This window comes from Allomuricauda sp. M10 (assembly GCF_020782875.1).
GTDB lineage: Bacteria > Bacteroidota > Bacteroidia > Flavobacteriales > Flavobacteriaceae > Flagellimonas.
Genome location: NZ_JAJGBN010000001.1, coordinates 144272 through 165986 on the forward strand (window position 1 = coordinate 144272; position 21715 = coordinate 165986).

The window sequence follows — 21715 nt, forward strand, 5'->3', positions numbered from 1 at the left end:
ATGAGAAGCTTTGCTTCGATTGAGAAATCTTTATCGTTTTAAGAAATCTCGACTGCGCTCGATGTGACAACATTAAAATTCGAGAGTAGTCGAACAACTCTTGCCTGCCGGAGGCAGATGTTTCAAACCCTTGCTTACTTATTCGTAAATCAAATACTTCACCCTAATTTTCTTGAAGTTTTCCAGGTCCTTTTGCCACGTAGCCTTGATTTCTGCTTCGGAGAGTCCAGCCTCAATTTGTTGTTGCAAAACAGGTGTTCCTGCATGTTTCGTGAACCCACTGGTCAGGAAGAATTTGGACTTGTCCTTGGTATTTTTATAGGCGTCGATGACCCATCGTAAGGTCATTTCGTTCATTCTTGGGCTTTGGGAAAGATCTTTTCCATAACAGGTTTTACCTTCCTCTTTGGGTGTTTTGGAACCGAAATTCGGTTCGGGCACATAACTAAAATCGTATTGGGTATTATCCATAAACGAGGCCCCGTATCTCTGGAATTGAAACTCGGTTCCCCGCCCTGCATTTACGTTGGTGCCTTCAAAAAGTCCCAAGCTAGGGTATAAGGTTATGGAAACATCATTGGGCAGGTTAGGCGAGGGGCGAATCGGTAAATGATATTCGGAAGCATGGGTATAGTTTTCAAGTGGGATAACCGTTAAATCTGCTTTGCTGCCGTTTTCCAGCCAACCTTCACCGTTCAGCATTTGGGCATATTCACCCATGGTCATTCCATAAACCAATGGAATTGGTTGCAGACCCAAATAGCTGGCATGTTCCTTCATCATGGTAGGTCCGTCCACATAATGTCCGTTCGGATTGGGTCGATCAAAAACGATGATAGGTGTTCCATGTTCCGCGCAGGCCTCCATCACCAATTGAAGTGTGGCGATAAAGGTGTAAAAACGGACCCCAACATCCTGAATGTCAAAAACCACCACATCAACATCTTCCAATTGCTCTTGGGATGGCTTTCGGTTTTTTCCATAAAGGGAGATAATGGGCACACCAGTTTTGGCATCTACACCATCTTTCACATGTTCCCCGGCATCCGCAGTACCTCTGAATCCGTGTTCTGGGGCAAAAACTTTTTTAACATCAACCCCAAGTGCAACCAAGGAATCCACCAGATGGGTATAGCCCTTATCGTTAAAGATGACACTGGTTGGATTGGCCACTATTCCGACTTTCTTTCCTTGAAGCATAGGAAGGTAGATTTCCGTACGGTTGGCAGCCACTTTTATTTCAGGAAGCGGTGATGCAATTTCTTCGCCTGTTGTGTTGATTTCCTGTTTTTGCTGACCTCTACAGGAAGAAAGCACTAAAAACAATAAGAAAAATGTACTTTTGAAAATCGATAAAATGGGCATTCGTTGAATTTAGAGTTGTTTATTGCCAAACGCCTGATCACAGGGAAGGAACATAAAATTAGTATTTCCGCCCCTATAATAAAAATCGCCATTGCTGCAATTGCGATTGGTGTGGTCATGATGCTCATTGCTATCGCCACAGGTGTCGGGTTGAAAAACAAAATTCGCGAAAAGGTCTCAGCTTTCAATGGCCATATCCAGATTTCCAATTACGACAACAACACTTCCGAAGTTTCGGTTTTGCCTGTTTCCATACACCAAGATTTTTATCCCGAGTTCAAAAATGTAACTGGGGTCCGTCACGTACAGGCGGTTGCCACCAAAGGTGGAATCATCAGAACGGAGGATACTTTTGAAGGAATGTTGGCCAAAGGTGTTGGACAAGATTATGACTGGAGTGCCTTCAAAGAATATTTAGTGGAAGGCCGGTTGCCCGATTATTCTGGAAAGCTCAATGATGAGGTGTTGATTTCAAGAATGATGGCCAACAGATTGCAATTGGGAGTAGGTGATAGTTTTTTTTCCTTCTTTTTAAAAGATGGTGATGTGTCCCAAATTCCCAACAACCGAAAGTTTTTCATCGTTGGTATTTACGATAGCGGTTTTGAGGATTTTGATTCTACATACGTGTTTGTAGACATTCGCCATATTCAGCGCATGAACAAGTGGGAAGAGGATCAAATTGGCAATTTTGAGGTGTTTCTGGATGATTTTGACCAACTGGAAGAAAAAAGCAATGAGATTTATAATGCAACACTTTCCAGTTTGGATACCCAAAATATCAAGACCAAATATTTTCGCATTTTTGAATGGATCGGACTTTTTGATTTCAATATTGCCTTGATTATTGGAATCATGATTATTGTGGGGGGTATCAATATGATTACGGCATTATTGGTGCTGATTTTGGAACGCACCCAAATGATAGGAATTTTAAAAGCCTTGGGTTCTGCCAACTGGAGTATTCGCAAAGTCTTCTTGTACAACGCAGCCTATTTGATAGCCATCGGACTGTTTTGGGGCAATTTGATTGGACTAGGGGTCATTTTCCTTCAAGGGAAATATCGCATGTTCAAGTTTCCAAATCCAGAGGAGTATTACATTGAATACATTCCGGTCCATATGGATTTCCCAACCATTGTATTACTCAACATTGGCGTGATGATATTGTGCTTGCTGATGCTTTTGGTGCCATCGTACATCATCACCAAAATAACTCCGGTGAAGGCCATTCAGTTTGAGTAGACTTGAATGAGGTGATGCCCAGTAATCGTTAAATAAATAAAAATGCAAACTATGATCGAACTTAAGAACAAAGATTGCACGGTTGGTATAGATGCTGGCGAACTGGTCGGTTTTGTGTGCGGTGGGCATGAGTTCATCCACCAAAAAGGAAGTCCAGGTTGGGGAAGTAGTGATACGGAGATGTTTCCGATCATCGGACCGTTGGACATGGCCAATTTTAGGGTACAGACCCCAAAAGGAGAGGCCGTTCAAGACCAGCACGGATTGCTGAGACAAATTCCATATGCATTGGTCTCACAATCGGAATCTACAGCTGTTTTTGCAAAGGAATATACAGCGGGTACCAAAGTGAAAAATTCGAAATACCCTTCCAAGTCCACGGAACGGTTCATGCATTGGCCGTACAGTTTCCGATTTGAAAAATCCTTTGTATTGAAGGAAGAAATATTGAAAATTAATTTTCGGATTTCAGGGGAAGAAGGTATGCCATTTATGTTGGGATACCATCCTGCCTTCAAATTATATTCCAGTAACCCCGTGATTATCGCCAATGATCAGAAAATTTCCTTGGATGAGGTCTTGGCCGTGGGCAGCAGGGCGTTTCAGGTACCCAATTGTACCTCCATCACGTTACAAGATGAAAAACAGATAACTATCGAAACCAAAGGTTTCGGCCATTTTATGTGCTGGACAGAGGTCAAGAATATGGTCTGCATTGAACCTATTTCCTTTTATCCTTATGCTGTTGAACAAAAGGATTTGAACAAGGGGTTCCAAGCCCTGAAAGCTGACGTGGAATTCAGTATGGAGCTAAAACCAGTGTTGTAACTAACTGAATTTTTTCTGAAGTTCCTCCACCACATTTTCAGTTTTCATGTTGCGTTCCTGTCTTTTTAAGATGATAGGCTGTACCTGTCTTACTTCACAATTGGCAATGGAACATCGTTCACAGGTAACGCCAACATCATAGGTTTTGATGACAGGATCATCCAAAAAGGCCACTTTTTTCTTCAGCTCGGCGTTGATCAACAAGCCAAGGCTCACACTTCTATATTCATCTTTTTTAAATGGATCGGCCGTGGCGCTTGAAAAAATGAGATAGGAAAGCCCATCGTTTGGGTAATGGGAAACTTGTACATCCATATGGTGTTCTTCCCCCGTTTTGGCAATTTCCTGCAACACCCGAATGGATACCCAACGCCTACAATACTTTTCATTGGTTTCATTGCCGTGGGGCGAATGGTGGTGCGTCAGATGCAATTCCTTGGTAATGTCGAACCGATTGGAGTCCCTTTTATGGCTCAACCTGAGAAAAAAGAGGTTTTCCAAGTGGTAATCGTTCGGCAGAATATTGGTCAACCGTTGGTAAAGGGATTCTGGTGAGGCATTGTAATAGTTCTTCAGGCCGGTCAAAAAGGTCTTATCGAACTTGGATTTGGCCAAAAAGGAATCAATATGTTTTTTGATAAGATCCCTGGGGATGACCAATGCGCCAGCAAAATACGAGGCGTAGAAATTGTTGAGGACCTGATCAAAATTGTTGAACTTGATCCAGGTGAAGGTGTAGAGTCGCTCATCAATGTTCAAAAAATGATATCCTATTTCCTTTGCATAAATAAAGGTTCTTTGGGCTTCATCAATATGTTTGGCGACCAAAAGGGTTTTTGTCTTCGGGATGAACATGGAGCGCAAGTTGTCCAGTTCCTTGTATTTGGTCAGTTCTTCATTGTTGATGGTGTAGCCGTATTCCTCCACCAAAATTTCTTCCAGTTCGGCCGAACTCACCGATCCGTTCAGGTCTACCTGATAGGCTTTGGCAAATTGTAGAACCGATTCCTCCAGATCAGGAAAGAAGTTGTTGCTTGCCTCTTGAAACGAACGGAGGGAAGCCAAGTAAAAGTTTTCTTTCCCAAAGTTATAGTGCTTGGCAATCTCAATAATGGTGCTGATGAATGCGTTCACCTTGGTAGGTGCGTTGGCCACAATATCGATAAGGTCACTTTCCTTGATCCCGAACAGTTCCAAGGGCAATTCCTTAAAAACCTTGGATTGCAACAGTTCACCAACAGGAGCCAAGTTTTTGTCCAGTTTTAAGGAAACCAGACTGTCATAGGGCACTTCCAGCTTTTCGGCCAATAAGGCGATCTTGTCCGTTTTAGGATATTTCTTGCCTTTTTCAATCTCGTTCAGGTACGATTTTGAAAGTCCCGTAAGCTTGGAAAGCCCGAACAGGGACAGCTTTTTCTTGGTCCTTACCTGTTTGAGCTTTAACCCAAAAATCAATTTGATGTAGTCCTCTTCCATTTTTCTTGATCAAAGATAGCCTTTTTTGCGAATCTTGTAAAAACAGCGAAAAAATGTAAAAAAGCGAACGTTCGCTTGTTTTTCTCAAACGTTTGCGTTAATCTTGTTGAACAAAATGATACTGTTATGGAAGAAGCATTGATTACCAGTACACAATTGCAGTTTGCAAAGGAAGTGGAACACTATTATCCTGAACTGTTGACCGATGGTGCCTTGGAGTTTCTGATCGCACTGCATCAAAAGTTCAACAGGTCTAGATTACAGCTGTTGGAAGAACGGAAGAGAAGACAAGTTCAGTTCGACCTTGGTGCGTTTCCCGATTTTCCAACGGAAACAGAACAGACCCGTTCAGCCCATTGGAAAGTAAAACACATTCCTGACGATTTAAAGGACAGGCGGGTGGAGATTACCGGGCCGGTCGACCGTAAAATGGTCATCAATGCACTGAACTCTGGCGCAAGGACCTTTATGGCCGATTTTGAGGATAGCAATGCGCCAACTTGGTACAATTGTATGCAAGGGCAACAAAACTTGATAGACGCCAATAACGGGACTATTTCGTATTACGATTCCAAAAAAGGAAAAAGTTATGAATTGAACGATGAGGTTGCTGTGCTACTGGTTCGTCCAAGGGGATTGCACCTGAATGAACGCCATATCCTGATCAATGGGGAAATGATCTCGGGAAGCTTGGTTGATTTTGGACTTTATGTGTACCACAATTCCAGCATTTTGAGAAGAAAAGGTTCTGCCCCTTATTTCTATCTCCCCAAATTGGAACATTACCTTGAGGCCAGATGGTGGGATGGGGTGTTCACATTTGCGGAAGAATATATCGGTATTCCAGTGGGCACGTACAAGGCAACCGTTTTGATTGAGACCATAACCGCTAGTTTTCAGTTGGATGAGATCATCTATGAATTGAAGAACCATATTGTGGGACTCAATTGTGGACGGTGGGACTATATTTTTTCATACATCAAGAAATTCAGAAATCATTCCGCCTACATTTTACCAGACCGTGACCAGGTTACTATGACCGTGCCGTTTATGGATGCCTATTCCCGATTGGTCATACAACGATGTCATAAAAGAGGTATCCATGCCATGGGTGGAATGGCAGCCCAAATTCCTATCAACAATGATCCTGTGGCCAATGAAAAGGCCTTGGAAAAAGTACGCTTGGATAAAGAACGCGAGGTAAAGAACGGCCACGATGGTACTTGGGTGGCGCATCCAGGTTTGGTAAAGATTGCTATGGATATGTTTAATAAATACATGCCCAAAGCCAATCAATTGGAGAAACTTAGGGAAGATGATCATATTTCCGCAACGGACCTGATTGCCATTCCCGAAGGGACGATTACCGAAAAAGGTATCCGGAAGAATATTTCAGTTGGCATTTTATATCTGGAATCCTGGTTAAGGGGCAACGGGTGCGTTGCTATCAACAACTTGATGGAAGATGCGGCCACCGCTGAAATTTCCCGTACCCAAGTTTGGCAATGGCTCAAGTTCAACGCCCGATTGGAAGATGGCAGAAAATTGACCAATGAACTCTACCAATCCATTTTTGCCGAGGAAGTAGTGAAGATCAGGCATTTGGTAGGAGAGGGCAACCTGCACAACACCAAATTTGAAGAGGCCATCGCCCTGTTCGATAAATTGGTGAAAGCCAAAGAGTTTGAAGAATTCCTGACGATAAAAGCCTATAACCGGATTTAGGCGTTTCGATCATATCAATAAAAAAATCCCAAGAATGCGCGAACATTACCTGGGATTCAAGTCAAATTTCGAATTATAAAATTATGGAAAAAAAGGAGAAAATTCAAGCTTTGGTTACGGATTGGACCGTTAACCCTAGGTGGAAAGGAGTTGAACGCCCCTATACGGCAGAGGAAGTCATTAAACTTCGGGGGTCGTATGAGATTGACCATTCCATTGCACGGATGGGAGCCGAAAAACTTTGGGAAAAGTTGAACAATCAGGATTTCGTAGCAGGATTGGGCGCGTTGACCGGCAACCAGGCCATTCAAGAGGTGGAAGCCGGCTTGGATGCCATATATCTTAGTGGCTGGCAAGTGGCGGCCGATGCCAATCTTTCCGGTGAAATGTATCCCGATCAATCCCTCTACCCTGCCAACAGCGTGCCCATGGTGGTAAAACGAATCAATAATGCGTTATTGCGTGCCGATCAAATACAAACGGTGAACGGTGTTGCCAAGAAAAAAGACTATTTGGTGCCGATCGTGGCCGATGCCGAAGCTGGTTTCGGGGGAAATCTGAACGCTTATGAACTCATGAAATCCATGATCGAAAATGGCGCATCAGGGGTTCATTTTGAGGATCAATTGAGCTCTGCAAAAAAATGCGGACACTTGGGAGGCAAGGTTTTGGTACCTACCCAGGAGGCCATCAATAAACTCATTGCGGCCCGTTTGGCTGCTGATGTTATGGGGGTACCCACTATCATCATAGCCCGTACAGATGCAGATGCAGCCAATTTGTTGACTAGTGATATTGACGGGCGTGACCATAAGTTTTTGACCGGGGAACGTTCTTCCGAAGGATTTTTCTATGTAAAGAATGGCTTGGAACAAGGTATAGACAGAGGTTTGAGCTATGCTCCTTTTGCCGATCTGATCTGGTTGGAAACATCCACCCCAGATTTGGAACAGGCCCGAAAATTTGCGGAGGGTATCCACAGCAAATACCCCGATAAGATGTTGGCCTACAACTGTTCACCATCCTTCAATTGGGCTTCTAAATTGAGTCAGAAGGAAATGGGGACCTTTAGGGAAGAATTGGCGGCCTTGGGATACAAGTTCCAGTTCATTACCCTAGCCGGGTTCCATGCCTTGAACACGAGTATGTTCGAGCTTTCCAAATCCTATAAAGAAAGAGGTATGGCCGGTTACTCCGAATTACAGGAGCGAGAATTCGCTTTGCAAAAAGACGGCTTTAAAGCTGTAAAACACCAAGGGTTTGTAGGAACTTCCTATTTTGATCTGGTACAGAACATTGTTACGGCCGGAAAGGCAAGTACCATAGCCATGAAAGGAAGTACAGAAACCGCACAATTTTAAATTTGGGAATTTTTCAATCTGTAGTTATTTGCTCATAATTCCATGCCCCCTTTTTAGGGGGCATTTTTTATGCGTCAGGATATGGGGAGCTTATTTGAACGTTCGTGGTTTTCAGCAAATAGGCCCCGAGAATACTTTCGGTTTCTATGGTATTTTTTTGAGGGGTGATGAATGCTTCAATATCTTCAAGGTTGGCAATCTCCGAATCATTATCAATGAATCCATAGCCTTTGTAGATGCCATCGGCGATCAAGATTACCGCACTTTCGTTTTCGTCCCTTCCTTTTTCTTTAATGACCTTAACTTCCGATGCCAATTGCTTCATGTGCGAAATGGCTTCAGATACCTTTTCGTTATAATGCTCAACAGTTTCATCGCCTTTACAAATACCCTCGCAGGTATTTATCTCGTGATGGGAACAGGCAGCGTTGGTCTGTTGCAGATGACAGAAACGGGGACATAGTGAAAAGGTTTTGCAGATTTCTTCCAAATAGGCCCTACATTCTGTTTGACCGTAAAAAATCTTCAATGGATTGGGAGCTCCTTTAATGGTATTGTATGCCAAATGCACAATGCCGTTCCGGTCTTCGTAGGCAAAAATGGCATATTGCTTTATAATTCTTTTTTGGGCTCGATTATAAGGTGGAAATAGGCGCTTTATTTCTGCGGATTCCATTAAAAGAGCCACCAATTCGCTACCAGAAAGTTGATAATCTATATTGGCCGTTTCACTGCACATTTGAATTTCCTTGGTGCTTTTGTCGTAAAAATGGCCCAGCACCCTTTTTTTTAGGTTGATGGCCTTGCCCACATAGATGATTTCCCCTTTTTGGTTTTTGAAATAATAGATTCCCGGTTTGGATGGAATTTTAGTGAAAACCGATTTGGGAAGATGTGGGGGCAAGGTTGCTTCTTGGCTCCGTGCATTCAGGAATTTTTTGAAAACTCCGTCGGCACCTTCCATATTGATCAACTTATCAAATAGGAGCATCGTGGCATGAGCATCGCCACGGGCACGGTGACGGTCCACCAAGGGAATTTTTACAGATGAGCACAGTTTTCCCAAGCTATAGGATCCCAGGCCAGGGATCAAACTTCGGGACAAACGGACGGTACACAGTTTTTTTCGGGTGAAATCGATACCGATCTGACGAAATTCCTCCTTGATCACCCCATAATCAAAATTTACGGAGTGCGCCACAAATATGGCGTTTTCGGTCATATTAAAAATATCGTCTGCTATGTCGGAAAAAGTGGGGGCGTTCTGCACCATTTGATCATCGATGCCCGTAAGTCCGGTAATGAAATAGGGTATGGGGCATTCTGGGTTTACCAGGGAGGTGAACTCGTCCACTACTTGGTTGCCATCAAACTTAAAAATGGAAATTTCGGTCACTTTGTTCCCCTTAATGCCATTTCCTGTGGTCTCTATGTCGATAATGGTATACAATTCTATCCAAAATTTGAATCCTTAAAGTTAGGATTTTTCACAGGGTGCCAAAACTCGGATTCAGGGAATTAATGATGATAAAAAATCCTTTTTATGCCAAATGGCAAATCTTTAATAAGTGTTTAAAATATACTTGTAAATGTTAAATTGATAGGATTAAATCCTGTAAAATGGGAATAAGTATATTGATTGGTCAATATAGTATCAAAACCGGATAATATTTCCCAAAATCTTGAAACTCTTAAGTATACATTTACAAGTGTAAAATTAACGCTTCTTAATCTTTAATTCAATTTAAAGTACCGAAACGATGAGTTTTAAGTGAGGAATAATTCAAACAAACTAAAAATGTATTATGAAATTGGCTAACTTTTTATTTAAAGCATGTTTAGGGACGAAAGGTTTAAAAACACAGCTTTTGTTTTCCATGTTTTGCCTTTTTGCCGTACAGGCAGGGTTCTCCCAACAAAAGATTACCGGTAGCATTACAGATGAACAAGGTGTACCCATTGCGGGAGCTTCTGTACTGGAAAAAAACACCACTAACGGTGTTGCTTCGGATTTTGATGGAAATTTCACCATTACCACTTCGCAATCCAATGCGGTATTGGTTTTTTCCTATTTAGGCTTTTTGGCCCAAGAAATTCCGGTTCAGGGTTCAACAACCATGAATGTAGTACTTAAGGAAGACCTTCAGCAACTCAATGAGGTGGTTGTGATCGGTTACGGTACCCAAAAAAGAGCCGATGTAACCAGTTCGGTTGCAACGGTAAAATCTGAGGATTTCGTTCAGGGGAACGTTAAGGATGCCGCGCAATTGATCCAAGGTAAAGTGGCTGGTCTTTCGGTTTCGGCCCCCTCTGGGGATCCAACCGAAGGTACACAGATCAGCCTTAGGGGTACTTCTTCCATTTTAGGGGGTACCAATCCTTTGGTTTTGGTAGATGGTGTGCCAGGAAGTTTGGCAACGGTGGCTCCAGAAGATATTGAGTCCATCGACGTGCTTAAAGACGGTTCGGCCACGGCCATTTACGGAACAAGGGGTACCAATGGGGTAATCATCATTACCACTAAAAAGGGTAGTAACGATATGAAGTCGACCATTGAATATAACGGCTATGCTTCATTATCCACCATTGCCAACCGTATGGACTTTTTGGATGCGGATGAACTGCGCCAAAAATATGCCGAGGGATACACCTTCAATGGGGCCAACCTTCAGGATTACGGTGCCAATACCGATTGGGTGGATGAAATTACACGTGATGCCTTCAGCCAGGTACACAACGTAATCTTCAGGGGTGGTAATTCTACCTCTAACATGACCGCCTCTGTAAACTACAGGGATATAGAAGGTATCTTTTTAAAATCGAACAATGAGAAATACACAGGTCGTGTCAGTGTAAACCATGCCATGTTCGACAATAAACTTAAAACCAATGTTGGCATAATCTTGAGCGAGCAAACCTATAATGCATTGGGTGATGGCTACAGCTTTAACCCTTACATTTACAGGCAAGCCATTATTAGGAACCCTACGGAGCCCGTTTACAATGATGACGGTAGCTGGTACGAGAGGGATGTATATTTCTATGACAACCCTGTGGCCTATATCCAAGAAACCCTAGGGCAGAACCGTTACAGGAACTCTCGTTTCGATTTCTCGTTAAGCTATGATTTTGGTGATCACCTAACCTTGAAAGGTTTGTATACTAGAAAAGGAAATTCCAATATCAGAGGCTTCTATCAAACCAAGAACCACGTATCCACTACCAAAAATGGACAGGATGGTTTTGCTTCCCGTGGCACCGATGATTATGTGGGCAACTACGGTCAATTCACGGTAGATTACAACAACACCTTTGGTAAGCACAGGGTTACCGGATTGGTAGGTTACAACTATGAGGACAATACCAATGAAGGTTTTTGGGCCACTAACCGCCGTTTCCCAACCGATGGTTTTACGTATAACAACCTAGGAAGCGGACAAGGTCTTCAATTGGGTGAAGCCGGTATGGGAAGCTACAAGGAATCCGATAAATTGATTGCATTCTTCTCCAGGGTAACCTATAACTATGATGACCGTTATCTGTTGATGGCGAGTTTGCGTAGAGAAGGTTCTTCACGTTTCGGTGAGGATTACAAATGGGGTAATTTCCCTGGTATTTCCCTGGGTTGGAGGATTGATCAAGAATCCTTTGCGGATAACTGGAACTGGTTGTCCAACTTAAAACTAAGAACAGGTTTTGGGGTTACCGGGATCAATGCGGGATCAAACTATCAGTCGTTGAGCGGCCTAACCTATGGAACCTACTTCTTGAACAATGGCCAATGGGTGCGTCAATTGGTGCCTTCCCGTAATGCCAACCCAAATTTGCGTTGGGAAAAGAAGGAAGAGTTTAACGTAGGACTCGATTTCGGATTCTTGGAAGGACGTATCAACGGTGCCATCGATTATTATGATAGGACCACCAAGGACGCCCTATATAACTATAGCGTGCCTACTCCGCCTTATTTCTATGGAAGCATTGCTGCCAACGTGGCCCAGATCAAAAACTCCGGTCTGGAATTTCTCTTGAACGTGACTCCAGTACAGACTGAAAACTTTCAATGGACGGCCAACTTGACGTATTCCACCAATACCAATAAAATTGTTTCCTTGTCCAATGACGAGTTTCAGTTGACCAATGATTTCTTTGACGAAGGATACACAGGTGAACCTATCCAGATCAATACCCACAGGGTGCAGGAAGGTGAACCCATTGGTAACTTCTATGGTTTGAAGAGTGTTGATATTACCGATGACGGTATTTGGATCATTGAAAGACCTGATGGTTCTTTGGTTCCTGCAACAGAGGCCACTAATGATGACAGACAGGTTTTGGGTAACGGTCTTCCAAAAGCTTACTATAGCTGGAACAACACCGTACGATATAAGAACTGGGACCTTATGGTGAACTTAAGGGGAGCTTTGGATTATCAGATCCTGAATTTTTCACGTATGTTCTATGAAAACCCGACCATCAGCTACAACACTTTGGACTCTGCTTACGATTTGGTTTACGGCAAGGCCGTTTTGCAAGACGTACAACGTTTTGTGAGCTACTATGTTGAAGATGGCGATTTCTTGAAGATCGACAACGTTACTTTGGGCTACACCTTGCCCAAGGATGCTATCAAGTTTGCCCAGACCTTCCGAATCTATGCATCAGGACTTAACCTGGCCACCATAACCGGCTACAAGGGTATCGATCCAGAGGTGAACAGGAACGGACTTGCACCTGGTAACGATGAAAGGGACAAGTATCCTTCTACCAGGACATTTACATTGGGCATCAATTTTACATTCTAAAATAAAAGACTATGAAAAGTACAATCAATAAAGTGATTTCACTTAGACTACGAATTTTTACACTGGCGATTGGTGCTCTGTTCCTTCAAATAGGATGTACCGATCTTGAGGAACAAGTGTATTCCGAGGTAACGGAATCCTCTTTTACCCCATCGGAGTCGGATATTGTTTCCGTAATGGCATCTGCCTATACCCCTTTGCGTTTTGTAATGGGATGGCAAGGATATTTTGACCTACAGGAAGAACCTGCCGATATGTTCGTGACCCCAACAAGACCCAATGGATGGGATGACGGGGGAACGTACAAGAGAATGCATTTTCACGAATGGACCGAGACCCAATGGCAGCCTAGGAATACCTGGATTACCTGTTTCAACGGTATCAACTCTACCAACAGGGTAATTTTGCAAATCGAATTGGGTGAACTTCCGGTGAGTGAAGAACAGGCCGCTAACATTATTGCGGAAATGAGGGCATTGAGGGCATTGTACTATTCCATGTTGGTGGACACCCATGGAAATGTGCCGATCATCTCCAGTTATAGCGATGAACTTCCGGTTCAGAGTAGCCGTAGCGAAGTTTACAATTTCATCGTTTCCGAGTTGACGGCTGTAATCCCTGATTTATCCGAAACAGTAGATCAATCCACCTACGGAAGGGTGACCAAGTGGGGGGCGCTTCAAGTTTTGGCCAGGGTTTATCTGAATGCAGAAGTGTATACAGGTACTCCACAATGGAATAACGTTATCGAGACCTGTAACCAGATCATCAACAGCGGTGCCTACGAACTTTCTTCCAGCTATTCGGATATCTTCAGTACCAACAATGATGGTAATTCTGAATTGGTTTTTGCCATTCCTTATGATCAAATTTTTGCGCCTCAATGGAATGCCCACATGAAAATGCTCACCCCCGATCACCGTTTGGTGTTTGGAATGCAGGCCCAGCCTTGGGGTGGATCTAGCTGTAACCCCCAATTCATCAATAGCTATGATCCAAATGATAAACGTTTGGCCGATACTTGGTTGATGGGCGATCAATTGAACGCCTCTGATGGTAGTGTGGTCATGACTTTGGTAAACGAAATGCCCAGCATTTATGGTTGTGAGTTTACCGAAGGTTTCAGATGTGGCAAATATGAAATTGAACCAGGTGCCACCAGTGGACTAAGCGTGGATTTTCCTTTCTTGAGATATACCGATGTATTGATGATGAAGGCCGAGGCGTTGCTTAGAACGGATAGAAGCGACGAGGCAGCTACCATTGTAACCCAAGTACGTTTGCGCTCTTTTGACAATCCTGCCGATGCAACCGTTACCGGGGCAGAGCTTGAAGGCGATACCACAGTTGAATATGGCACGTTGGCCGAAGACGGAACCATTGATGCTCCAGGAGATCAATCCGTGGTACCTTACGGTCGTTTCTTGGACGAACTGGGCTGGGAATTTGCTGCTGAGGCAAGAAGAAGATCCGATATGATCCGTTTTGGGGTGTACCAGACCAAAAATTGGTACAACCATACACCAAAAGGAGATTATACTACCCTATTCCCAATTGGTCTTGAAGAGTTGAACACCAATACCAACCTTTCACAGAACCCAGGGTACTAAATTGAAAGTTGGCATCTAGTGTGTTTTCAATTAATAATTGTTTGAGTTTGTTGTTAGTTAGGAAAGCGAATGGAAACCCATTCGCTTTCTTTTTTCCTGAAAAGAGGAAAATATCACCAAGATCATAGGGCTTGTTGTGGGCCAATGTATAGTTGCTTAAATTCACAATCCACGCGCATATCACAGATCAATACAATATAATTATGAAAGGATTCAAAACTTTTACCCCAATCGGTTCCAAGATCGGTTTCATTTTGCTGTTCTTCGCTTTAAGCTCGGTTGCATATGGGCAATCTTCGATTAAATCACCGAACGGGGCTTTGGAAGTAACCGTTTCGGTAAAGGAAGAACTGCACCTTAAGTTGGCTTACGCAGAAAAAACTTTGGTGGAAGATGTGGTCTCCGATTTGATCATTGATGGAAAAGGTTCCCTCATAGCCAGATCAAAAACAATGAACATGCGACAGTTTTCCCAAAAGCATACCATTCAGGTCGATTTGCCGACGAAGAATAGGGAAGTTGCCGACGAGTACAATCAACTTACGCTGCAATTCAGGGATTTTGATTTGGAACTGCGGGTGTATGATAATGGCTGCGTCTTTAGGTATGTGACCAAGCTGGGTAAAAAGGAAATTCAGGTGGTTGATGAAAAACTCACCTTTTCCCCAAACGAGAAAACAACATGCTATTTACCCGAGGAGAAAAGTTTGATATCACATTTTGAAAATTATTTTCAGGCCATTCCTTCCGAAAACATTACTACAGGTACCATTGCCAACGTACCGCTACTTTTCACCAAGGTAAACGAACCAAGTGTTTCCTTCACCGAATCCAATATTTATGATTACCCCCATATGTTCTTGCAAAAGAAGGGGTCGGGTTTTGCCAGTTTGTATCCCAAAGTGGTCTTAAAGACCAAGGAGCAGAAACGGGATCGTGATGAGTCCATTGAATTGGAGGCCGATTACATTGCCCAGACTTCTGGAAATAGAACGTTTCCTTGGCGGGTTTTTATGGTTTCCCCTTCGGATAAGGACATTGTTTCCAATAATTTGGTGTATCAATTGGCAGATCCCTTAAAATTAAAGGACATTTCATGGATAAAGCCCGGAAAAGTGGCTTGGGATTGGTGGAATGCCAACAATATTGATGGCGTGGATTTTAAATCGGGGATCAATACCGAAACCTACAAATATTACATCGATTTTGCCGCCCATTACGGTTTGGAGTATATCATCTTGGATGAAGGTTGGTCCAAGACCACAACCAATGTGCGTGAGCCCAACCCAAATGTCGATGTTGCCGAGCTGGCTAGATATGGAAATCAAAAAGGGGTAGGGGTCATTCTCTGGAGTCTTTGGAGACCCTTGGATGAAGACATGGAAGGCATATTGGATATTTTTAAGGGTTGGGGCGTAAAAGGAGTGAAGATCGATTTCATCCAACGTGCCGATCAATATGTGGTCAATTTTTACGAGCGGATGGCACAAGAAACGGCAAAACGTCAACTTTTGGTCGATTTCCACGGAGCTTTCAAACCATCAGGAATGCGACGTGCCTATCCGAACATTATCAATTTTGAAGGGGTAAAAGGGTTGGAAAATACCAAATGGGAAGATAAGATCGATTCGGAACACGAACTCACCCTTCCTTTTACAAGAATGACGGCTGGGGTAATGGATTTCACCCCTGGAGGGTTGGACAATGTGCACAAGGAAAATTTTATGGCCCGTTTTACCCGCCCCATGGCTATGGGAACCCGCGCCCATCAAGTGGCCATGTATGTGGTCTTTGAAGCACCGCTTCAAATGTTGAGCGATACGCCGAGCAATTACTACAGAGAAGATGAGACCACCACTTTCATTGCCGGTATACCAACTATTTGGGACAAGACCGAAGTATTGGATGCCAAAGTATCCGATTATATTTTGGTGGCACGTAAACATGGGGATATCTGGTACATTGCCGGCATGAACGATTCTACTCCGAAGTCCTTTACACTGGACTTTTCTTTCTTGGATGAAGGAAACTACAGTTTGCAAATCTTCAGGGATGGTGTGAACTCGGATAAAAATGCCCGGGATTATGTGTTGGAACAAACCAACGTGGATTCCAAAACCAAAATGGACATTAAATTGAATAAATCTGGTGGCTGGGTGGCCATCGCCACAAAACTAATTGAAAAATGATGAGGTCGAAAAAACTTTCAGTACTGGTAATCGGGTTGTTCTTTGGGGTAAGTGCCATCTGCTCGGCACAATCCAAAATGGATTTTAAATTGAGTTTTACCCAACCCGAAGCACATTATGCCGAGGTGCAGTTTACTTGCTCCGAGCTTCTCACCCCGAATACAAGTTTTATGTTGCCAGTTTGGTCTCCCGGGTATTACAAGATTTTGGATTTTCCTCGTTATGTGGTTGACTTTCAGGTTAAAAATGACAAGGGGGAAATGTTGGACTGGCACAAGGAATCTAAGGATACGTGGGTGGTCAACAACGGAACAAACCAAAGCATTGTGGTCACATATCGGGTTTTTGCCAATAAAAAATCCGTTGCAGAATCCCTCGTGGATCAAAACAAGGCGTTCATCATGCCCAATTCCATGTTCATGTATCCAAAGGATAAAATTGATGTCCCGGTAACTTTGAAGATAGAACCTTATCAGGATTGGAATGCAATTTCAACAGGATTGGTCAAGAATGATGCAGGCCAGTACAATGCCCCGGATTTTGATGTGCTATATGACAGCCCCATATATATTGGAAATCAAAAAATAATAGAGTTTGAACATGATGGAAGGCCCTATCATCTGGCGATGGAAACACCTGAAGGATTGCAACAGGATACCTTTGTGGATGATCTTAAAAAAGTCATCTCGGCCACTACAGCATTGATGGGCCATGTTCCCTATCAAAATTACTGTTTCATCATGATGGGAGCAGGTGGCGGTGGTTTGGAACATTGGAATTCTCAAGCCGTTTTTACCAGCGGATCGTTCGAATTCAAGTCCAAGGAGCACTACACAGATTTTCTGAATTTCATCACCCATGAATATTTTCACCTCTACAATGTAAAGGCCATACGTCCCATAGCATTAGGTCCATTTGATTATGGCAAGGAAAACTATACCGATATGCTTTGGGTTTCCGAAGGGATTACGGTGTATTACGAATACTTGATCATGCTCCGTGCTGGTTTGTTGCAGCCTAAGGAAGCTTTGGATTATTTGAGCGGTTCCATTAGAAGGTATGAGAACATTGAGGGGAAAAATCATATGTCGCTTTCCCGTTCAAGTTTTGATATTTGGTTGAATTTCCTCAATAGGGATGAAAATACCGATCAGACCACTATATCCTACTATAACAAAGGCCCAATAATTGGATTGCTGTTAGATCTGGAGATCCGTAAAAGTTCTAAAAATCAGAAATCCTTGGATGATGTCATGCAGTTTTTGTACAACAAATATTTCCTAAAGCAGAAAAGAGGGTTCACAAAAGAGGAATTTTGGGCCATTTGTGAGCAATTTGCAGGAAAATCTTTGTTGGAGCTACAAAATTATGTAGATACGGTGAACGAAATCGATTATCAGAAATACTTGGATCATGCCGGACTACAGATAGATTTGAGCCCGTTGGAGGAAGGGACGAGTTTCATCAAAAGATCATACCAACTGTCCGAAAAAGAAAAGGCCACGAAGGAACAACTGATGATCAAGAAATCCCTTTTATACCCAATATCAAAAAGATAGGGTAACTATATACTACTTTTACCCAAAAGATATAATTGATTCACGCCAACGGACGTTGGCTTTTCTTTGAATTATGTAAGTTGTCCAATCCATCTACCAACCGCCACTGATTCAGCGATTTCGAGAGTGGGCGTCCTGCCGATCAAATCAAATTGGTTTCTTACCTATCAATGAACTTGGTCGGTATGCACGGATTCAAAGCTAACATCCGTACAATCCTATTCGTTGTTCTTTTTATTCTTGTTGTGCCTTTTTATATTGGCTTCTACCTGTGACTTCGGAACGTTGGATAGCCGTTGCATGGCTTCTTCAAATCCCATGTTGATGTTTACTGGCTTATCGTTTTTATTCTTCTTCTCCATCGTCTTTTTTGTTCAATTCTATTATTATGTCGAAAATTGTAACCCCTGTATCTCTAAGTATTTCAATTGAATATATCAAAATAGTTGATAATGCAAGATTAATCACAAATCCAATATGATCTATCGATTGTAAAAGAAAGCTACTTTTTAAAGAAATCAACAAGATAATAGAGAGAATAATCATTACTATCTGTTCAATCAATGAAAATTTGATTTCCTTAACAACATCACTAAAATCTGCACCTGTTCTTTGGGCTATGTCCTCTAACTTAGAGGAAATAACAGTACTGGTTGCTGTATTGATCGCAAGAAGTGTTAATAATAGACCGACTAAATCCTCTTCAATAAAAGTAGACAGAAAGTCACTTTTAAGGAAATATTCTAAGCCGTTCAGGATAACGGCCAGCCCCAGGCTCGCTAATATTTTTAAGATTGTATTACTCAATTTGAGTGTCAAATAAGGTGTTCAATAATTCAGCTATTTTTTCGTATGGTTTTCCTTCAATGTTTATCTCTTCGACTTCAATAGTTTCCTCCCTATCGCTTGTTTTTATAAGCTTTCTATATTTCTTTACTTTAATCTTTGGGACTCCACCACCATCAGCACTATATTGTGCTAAACTTGATATTTCCTTGTTTTCTGGGTTTATGTTTTCCAGAACACCATTCTTAGGGGCATTCAACTCTAAGTTAGTTTTGTGGCTGTTAGCTTTGTTCCTGAGCAATCTTATCGCATCAACAGCCTTGCCCGAAATATTGCTCATATTTGGTTTGATAAACTCAAACCTCAATGTTTTTATTCTGCCTTCATATTCTTGAATGGTGTCCCAAAACTGGGAAACATCCGTTATTTTTTCAATATATACGTTCAAATCGAAGTGTTTTAGCGCATTGTTTACGGATTTTTCTATAATATTCTTTAGAGCTTCTGTTTTGGAGAACGCTTCCGTATCATGTTCTATCAACATAAACTGTTTATCCTTTAGATTGTTTATATAGACCAAGGAATTAGGATAATTATACTCTACTTTGCTCTTGAAGTCCTTATCATGTAGGCTTACTACTTTTTGAACTCCCATTTTTAAAAAAATGTATTCCCCAATCACATTTTCCACTCTACTAATTACATCATATCCCTTTCCCCTAAATTTCAATTTATTGTTCGTTATAACTTCCTTGAAGAAGGCATTTTTCTTTTCAACCAATTCTTCATAGGTGTTATATTTTTCGTCTATGCGAGTTTGAATTTTAGTTGTTGTTGGTAATAATTGATAACGGAAAACTGAGAAAACTTTACGTTCTTGCATTGATTAGTTGGTTATATGTTATACGGGGGGAGTTACCCAAATATAACATATTTTCAAACCTCTCAACATCTGTAATGTTTTTCGTATTGTACCTAAACTCAAATTCATCAACGTAGGCGTCCAAATGCTTTTCGCTAACGTTGTGGTATATCCCTATAATGCCACGTTTCAGCAAAGACCAAAAGCCCTCTATCGTATTCGTGTGGCATTCTCCAATAACATATTCTCCCGTAGAATGGTTGACCATTTCATGGTCGTACAAACTGGATAACATTCTATAGGCCGTATGTTCATCCGTCATAAGTTTGGCGTTCTTTGTAACGCTCTTATGGATTATGGGCATCAACGTGGCCCTTTTGGTATCTCGTACCCTCATTGCCACTATTCGCCCGTTCCTTTCGACCAATCCGAATACAGGGGTCTTGTCGCTTGCGCTTCTTCCTTGTGATTTCTCGACCTTTTTATCAGCATGACGGTTTTTGTTCTTGCCCCCTATGTACGTCTCGTCAATCTCAACGGTGTTTGTAAGGGGCATATTAAAAGAGCGTGTACGGACTGCATAACGGATTCTTTGCAATAAGAACCATGCACTTTTTTGGGTTATGCCCAAATCTCTGTGCAACTGTAAAGAAGAAATCCCCTTTTTATGGGAAGTAATAAGCCAAATTGCAGCGAACCACTTTTGCAATGGGATTGCACTGTTCTCGAATATCGTACCCTTGGTAACGGAAAAAGGTTTACGGCATTCCGCACATTTATAGCAACTCTTCATGGTGTAAATCTTTTCAGTGTTACCACAATGTGGACAAACAACTCCATCTTTCCACCTTAATTGAGCTAAATACTCCTTGCAGGTTTCATTATCGGAAAAGTGCATCATCACTTCAACTAGGTTTGTAAATTTTTTATTGGTCGTACACATGGCTATTTATTTGATTTACATTGTAAATATACAACTTTTATTTGGGTAAAACAAGTATATAATTACCAAAGATAGTTTAGAACTGGGTTCTGTATTGGGTAGGGGTACAGCCTTTTAGTTCCTTGAACTTTCGGTTAAAATTGGCAATGTTGCTAAAGCCACATTGTTCCGATATCAAGGAAATGGGCAGTTCAGGTTTGTTGATGATCATTTTGCAGGCACTTTCAATGCGGATCTCGATCAAAAATTGAAAGAAAGTTTTGTTAGTCCTTTTTTTAAAGTATCTGCAAAAGGCATTCTTGCTCATATTGGCCCGTTCCGAGATTTCCTCCAGGGAAATTTGTTCATGGTATCGTTCCATGGCATATTCATAAACATTGCTCATACGTTTTCCTTCATCATCCGAATAACTTTTTCGGTACACGAAAGAGGAAAGAGGTTCTGTTTTCGATTTAGTGATTTGGCTGATGATCAGCAATAATGTGGCTATTTGTTCCACCTTGTTCTGATGGCCCAATAGATTGAAGAGTGCGATGATCTCCTCTTGGTTGGAAAGTACTTTCATGCCAAACTCAGACTGTTTGAAGAATTCATTGGCAAGGGAAAGATCGGAAAGTTTGAAAAAATCCTTTCCAAAGGAATTGTAGTCAAAAAAAAGGGTGTGCATGACCGATTCCTCGGTGGCATTGATATCGCTCCTAAAAACATGGGGAATGAATCCACCAATAATCAAAATGTCACCTTCCTTATATTCGTTGATGGTGTCACCGACGATCAACGATCCCGAACCCACTTCCACGTAGCTGATTTGGATTTCACCATGTTGGTGGAGCTGGTCATAAAGCACCTTCTCCCGATCTACTTGGTAGACCAGGGCCTCGTCCTTGGGTTTTGGTATTTTAAAAGGTAGAACTTTCAAAGCATCTTTTTACAAATATTATTAAAAAAAAAGGTGTAAGGCAAT

The 21715-nt window shown here is 42.1% G+C and carries 16 protein-coding genes; 8 read left to right on the forward strand and 8 right to left on the reverse strand.

The features are described 5' to 3' along the window. Positions 1-138 precede the first annotated feature (138 nt). The gene (locus LKX84_RS00785) at positions 139-1365 is read right to left on the reverse strand and encodes an exo-beta-N-acetylmuramidase NamZ domain-containing protein (RefSeq protein ID WP_228235058.1); all 1227 of its coding nucleotides are present in this window, start codon (positions 1363-1365) and stop codon (positions 139-141) included. A 3-nt stretch (positions 1366-1368) separates the two neighbouring features. Between LKX84_RS00785 and LKX84_RS00790 the strand changes: the two genes are divergently transcribed. Both LKX84_RS00790 and LKX84_RS00795 read left to right on the forward strand, forming a co-directional pair. Continuing rightward, a complete protein-coding gene (locus LKX84_RS00790; protein WP_228235059.1) occupies positions 1369-2610 on the forward strand; it encodes an ABC transporter permease in 1242 nt (413 codons plus the stop codon). A 51-nt stretch (positions 2611-2661) separates the two neighbouring features. Next, positions 2662-3438, forward strand: coding sequence for an aldose 1-epimerase (locus LKX84_RS00795; protein WP_228235060.1), 777 nt, complete (start codon positions 2662-2664; stop codon positions 3436-3438). Here the strand turns inward: LKX84_RS00795 and LKX84_RS00800 are convergent, their stop codons facing one another. Next, positions 3439-4914: a helix-turn-helix domain-containing protein gene (locus LKX84_RS00800; protein ID WP_228235061.1), complete on the reverse strand. Its 1476-nt coding sequence runs from the start codon at positions 4912-4914 to the stop codon at positions 3439-3441. A 126-nt stretch (positions 4915-5040) separates the two neighbouring features. Between LKX84_RS00800 and aceB the strand changes: the two genes are divergently transcribed. After that, complete coding sequence (gene aceB, locus LKX84_RS00805; protein ID WP_228235063.1) at positions 5041-6639, forward strand: malate synthase A; 1599 nt, start codon at positions 5041-5043, stop codon at positions 6637-6639. An 83-nt stretch (positions 6640-6722) separates the two neighbouring features. Further along, on the forward strand, positions 6723-8000 hold the full coding sequence (gene aceA, locus LKX84_RS00810) for an isocitrate lyase (RefSeq protein WP_262909050.1): 1278 nt from the start codon (positions 6723-6725) through the stop codon (positions 7998-8000). 67 nt (positions 8001-8067) lie between these two features. On the opposite strand, the gene LKX84_RS00815 is transcribed toward aceA, so the two are convergent. Then, the gene (locus LKX84_RS00815) at positions 8068-9450 is read right to left on the reverse strand and encodes an exonuclease domain-containing protein (protein ID WP_228235065.1); all 1383 of its coding nucleotides are present in this window, start codon (positions 9448-9450) and stop codon (positions 8068-8070) included. A 427-nt stretch (positions 9451-9877) separates the two neighbouring features. On the opposite strand from LKX84_RS00815, the gene LKX84_RS00820 reads away from it, so the two are divergent. The 4 genes from LKX84_RS00820 to LKX84_RS00835 all read left to right on the forward strand — a co-directional run bounded on the left by LKX84_RS00820 (position 9878) and on the right by LKX84_RS00835 (position 18160). Beyond that, positions 9878-12802, forward strand: a complete 2925-nt coding sequence (locus tag LKX84_RS00820) for a SusC/RagA family TonB-linked outer membrane protein (protein ID WP_228236065.1) — start codon at positions 9878-9880, stop codon at positions 12800-12802. 11 nt (positions 12803-12813) lie between these two features. Next, positions 12814-14412, forward strand: coding sequence for a RagB/SusD family nutrient uptake outer membrane protein (locus LKX84_RS00825; protein ID WP_228235067.1), 1599 nt, complete (start codon positions 12814-12816; stop codon positions 14410-14412). 203 nt (positions 14413-14615) lie between these two features. Further along, positions 14616-16601, forward strand: coding sequence for a glycoside hydrolase family 97 protein (locus LKX84_RS00830; RefSeq protein WP_228235069.1), 1986 nt, complete (start codon positions 14616-14618; stop codon positions 16599-16601). Beyond that, entirely contained in the window at positions 16598-18160 is a 1563-nt protein-coding gene (locus LKX84_RS00835; protein WP_228235071.1) for a M61 family metallopeptidase, read from the forward strand. The genes LKX84_RS00830 and LKX84_RS00835 overlap by 4 nt, the downstream gene beginning before the upstream one ends. 218 nt (positions 18161-18378) lie before the next feature. On the opposite strand, the gene LKX84_RS00840 is transcribed toward LKX84_RS00835, so the two are convergent. The 5 genes from LKX84_RS00840 to LKX84_RS00860 form a co-directional block, all read right to left on the reverse strand. Beyond that, positions 18379-18522, reverse strand: a complete 144-nt coding sequence (locus tag LKX84_RS00840) for a hypothetical protein (protein WP_228235072.1) — start codon at positions 18520-18522, stop codon at positions 18379-18381. Next, positions 18506-18967: a hypothetical protein gene (locus LKX84_RS00845; protein ID WP_228235073.1), complete on the reverse strand. Its 462-nt coding sequence runs from the start codon at positions 18965-18967 to the stop codon at positions 18506-18508. The genes LKX84_RS00840 and LKX84_RS00845 overlap by 17 nt, the downstream gene beginning before the upstream one ends. Beyond that, positions 18960-19829 (reverse strand): hypothetical protein, encoded by an 870-nt coding sequence (locus LKX84_RS00850; RefSeq protein ID WP_228235077.1) that lies wholly within the window; start codon positions 19827-19829, stop codon positions 18960-18962. The genes LKX84_RS00845 and LKX84_RS00850 overlap by 8 nt, the downstream gene beginning before the upstream one ends. Further along, positions 19816-20751, reverse strand: coding sequence for an IS1595 family transposase (locus LKX84_RS00855; RefSeq protein ID WP_317206448.1), 936 nt, complete (start codon positions 20749-20751; stop codon positions 19816-19818). The genes LKX84_RS00850 and LKX84_RS00855 overlap by 14 nt, the downstream gene beginning before the upstream one ends. A gap of 76 nt (positions 20752-20827) precedes the next feature. Beyond that, entirely contained in the window at positions 20828-21670 is an 843-nt protein-coding gene (locus LKX84_RS00860) for an AraC family transcriptional regulator (protein ID WP_228235083.1), read from the reverse strand. Positions 21671-21715 lie beyond the last annotated feature (45 nt).

What these genes read in the sequence shown, in the direction of transcription:
- LKX84_RS00785 (WP_228235058.1), bottom strand. Translation starts at nt 1,365, where the DNA reads ATGCCCATTTTATCGATTTTCAAAAGTACATTTTTCTTATTGTTTTTA.
- LKX84_RS00795 (WP_228235060.1), top strand. Translation starts at nt 2,662, where the DNA reads ATGATCGAACTTAAGAACAAAGATTGCACGGTTGGTATAGATGCTGGC.
- LKX84_RS00800 (WP_228235061.1), bottom strand. Translation starts at nt 4,914, where the DNA reads ATGGAAGAGGACTACATCAAATTGATTTTTGGGTTAAAGCTCAAACAG.
- aceB (WP_228235063.1), top strand. Translation starts at nt 5,041, where the DNA reads ATGGAAGAAGCATTGATTACCAGTACACAATTGCAGTTTGCAAAGGAA.
- aceA (WP_262909050.1), top strand. Translation starts at nt 6,723, where the DNA reads ATGGAAAAAAAGGAGAAAATTCAAGCTTTGGTTACGGATTGGACCGTT.
- LKX84_RS00820 (WP_228236065.1), top strand. Translation starts at nt 9,878, where the DNA reads ATGTTTTGCCTTTTTGCCGTACAGGCAGGGTTCTCCCAACAAAAGATT.
- LKX84_RS00825 (WP_228235067.1), top strand. Translation starts at nt 12,814, where the DNA reads ATGAAAAGTACAATCAATAAAGTGATTTCACTTAGACTACGAATTTTT.
- LKX84_RS00830 (WP_228235069.1), top strand. Translation starts at nt 14,616, where the DNA reads ATGAAAGGATTCAAAACTTTTACCCCAATCGGTTCCAAGATCGGTTTC.
- LKX84_RS00835 (WP_228235071.1), top strand. Translation starts at nt 16,598, where the DNA reads ATGATGAGGTCGAAAAAACTTTCAGTACTGGTAATCGGGTTGTTCTTT.
- LKX84_RS00840 (WP_228235072.1), bottom strand. Translation starts at nt 18,522, where the DNA reads ATGGAGAAGAAGAATAAAAACGATAAGCCAGTAAACATCAACATGGGA.
- LKX84_RS00850 (WP_228235077.1), bottom strand. Translation starts at nt 19,829, where the DNA reads ATGCAAGAACGTAAAGTTTTCTCAGTTTTCCGTTATCAATTATTACCA.
- LKX84_RS00855 (WP_317206448.1), bottom strand. Translation starts at nt 20,751, where the DNA reads ATGTGTACGACCAATAAAAAATTTACAAACCTAGTTGAAGTGATGATG.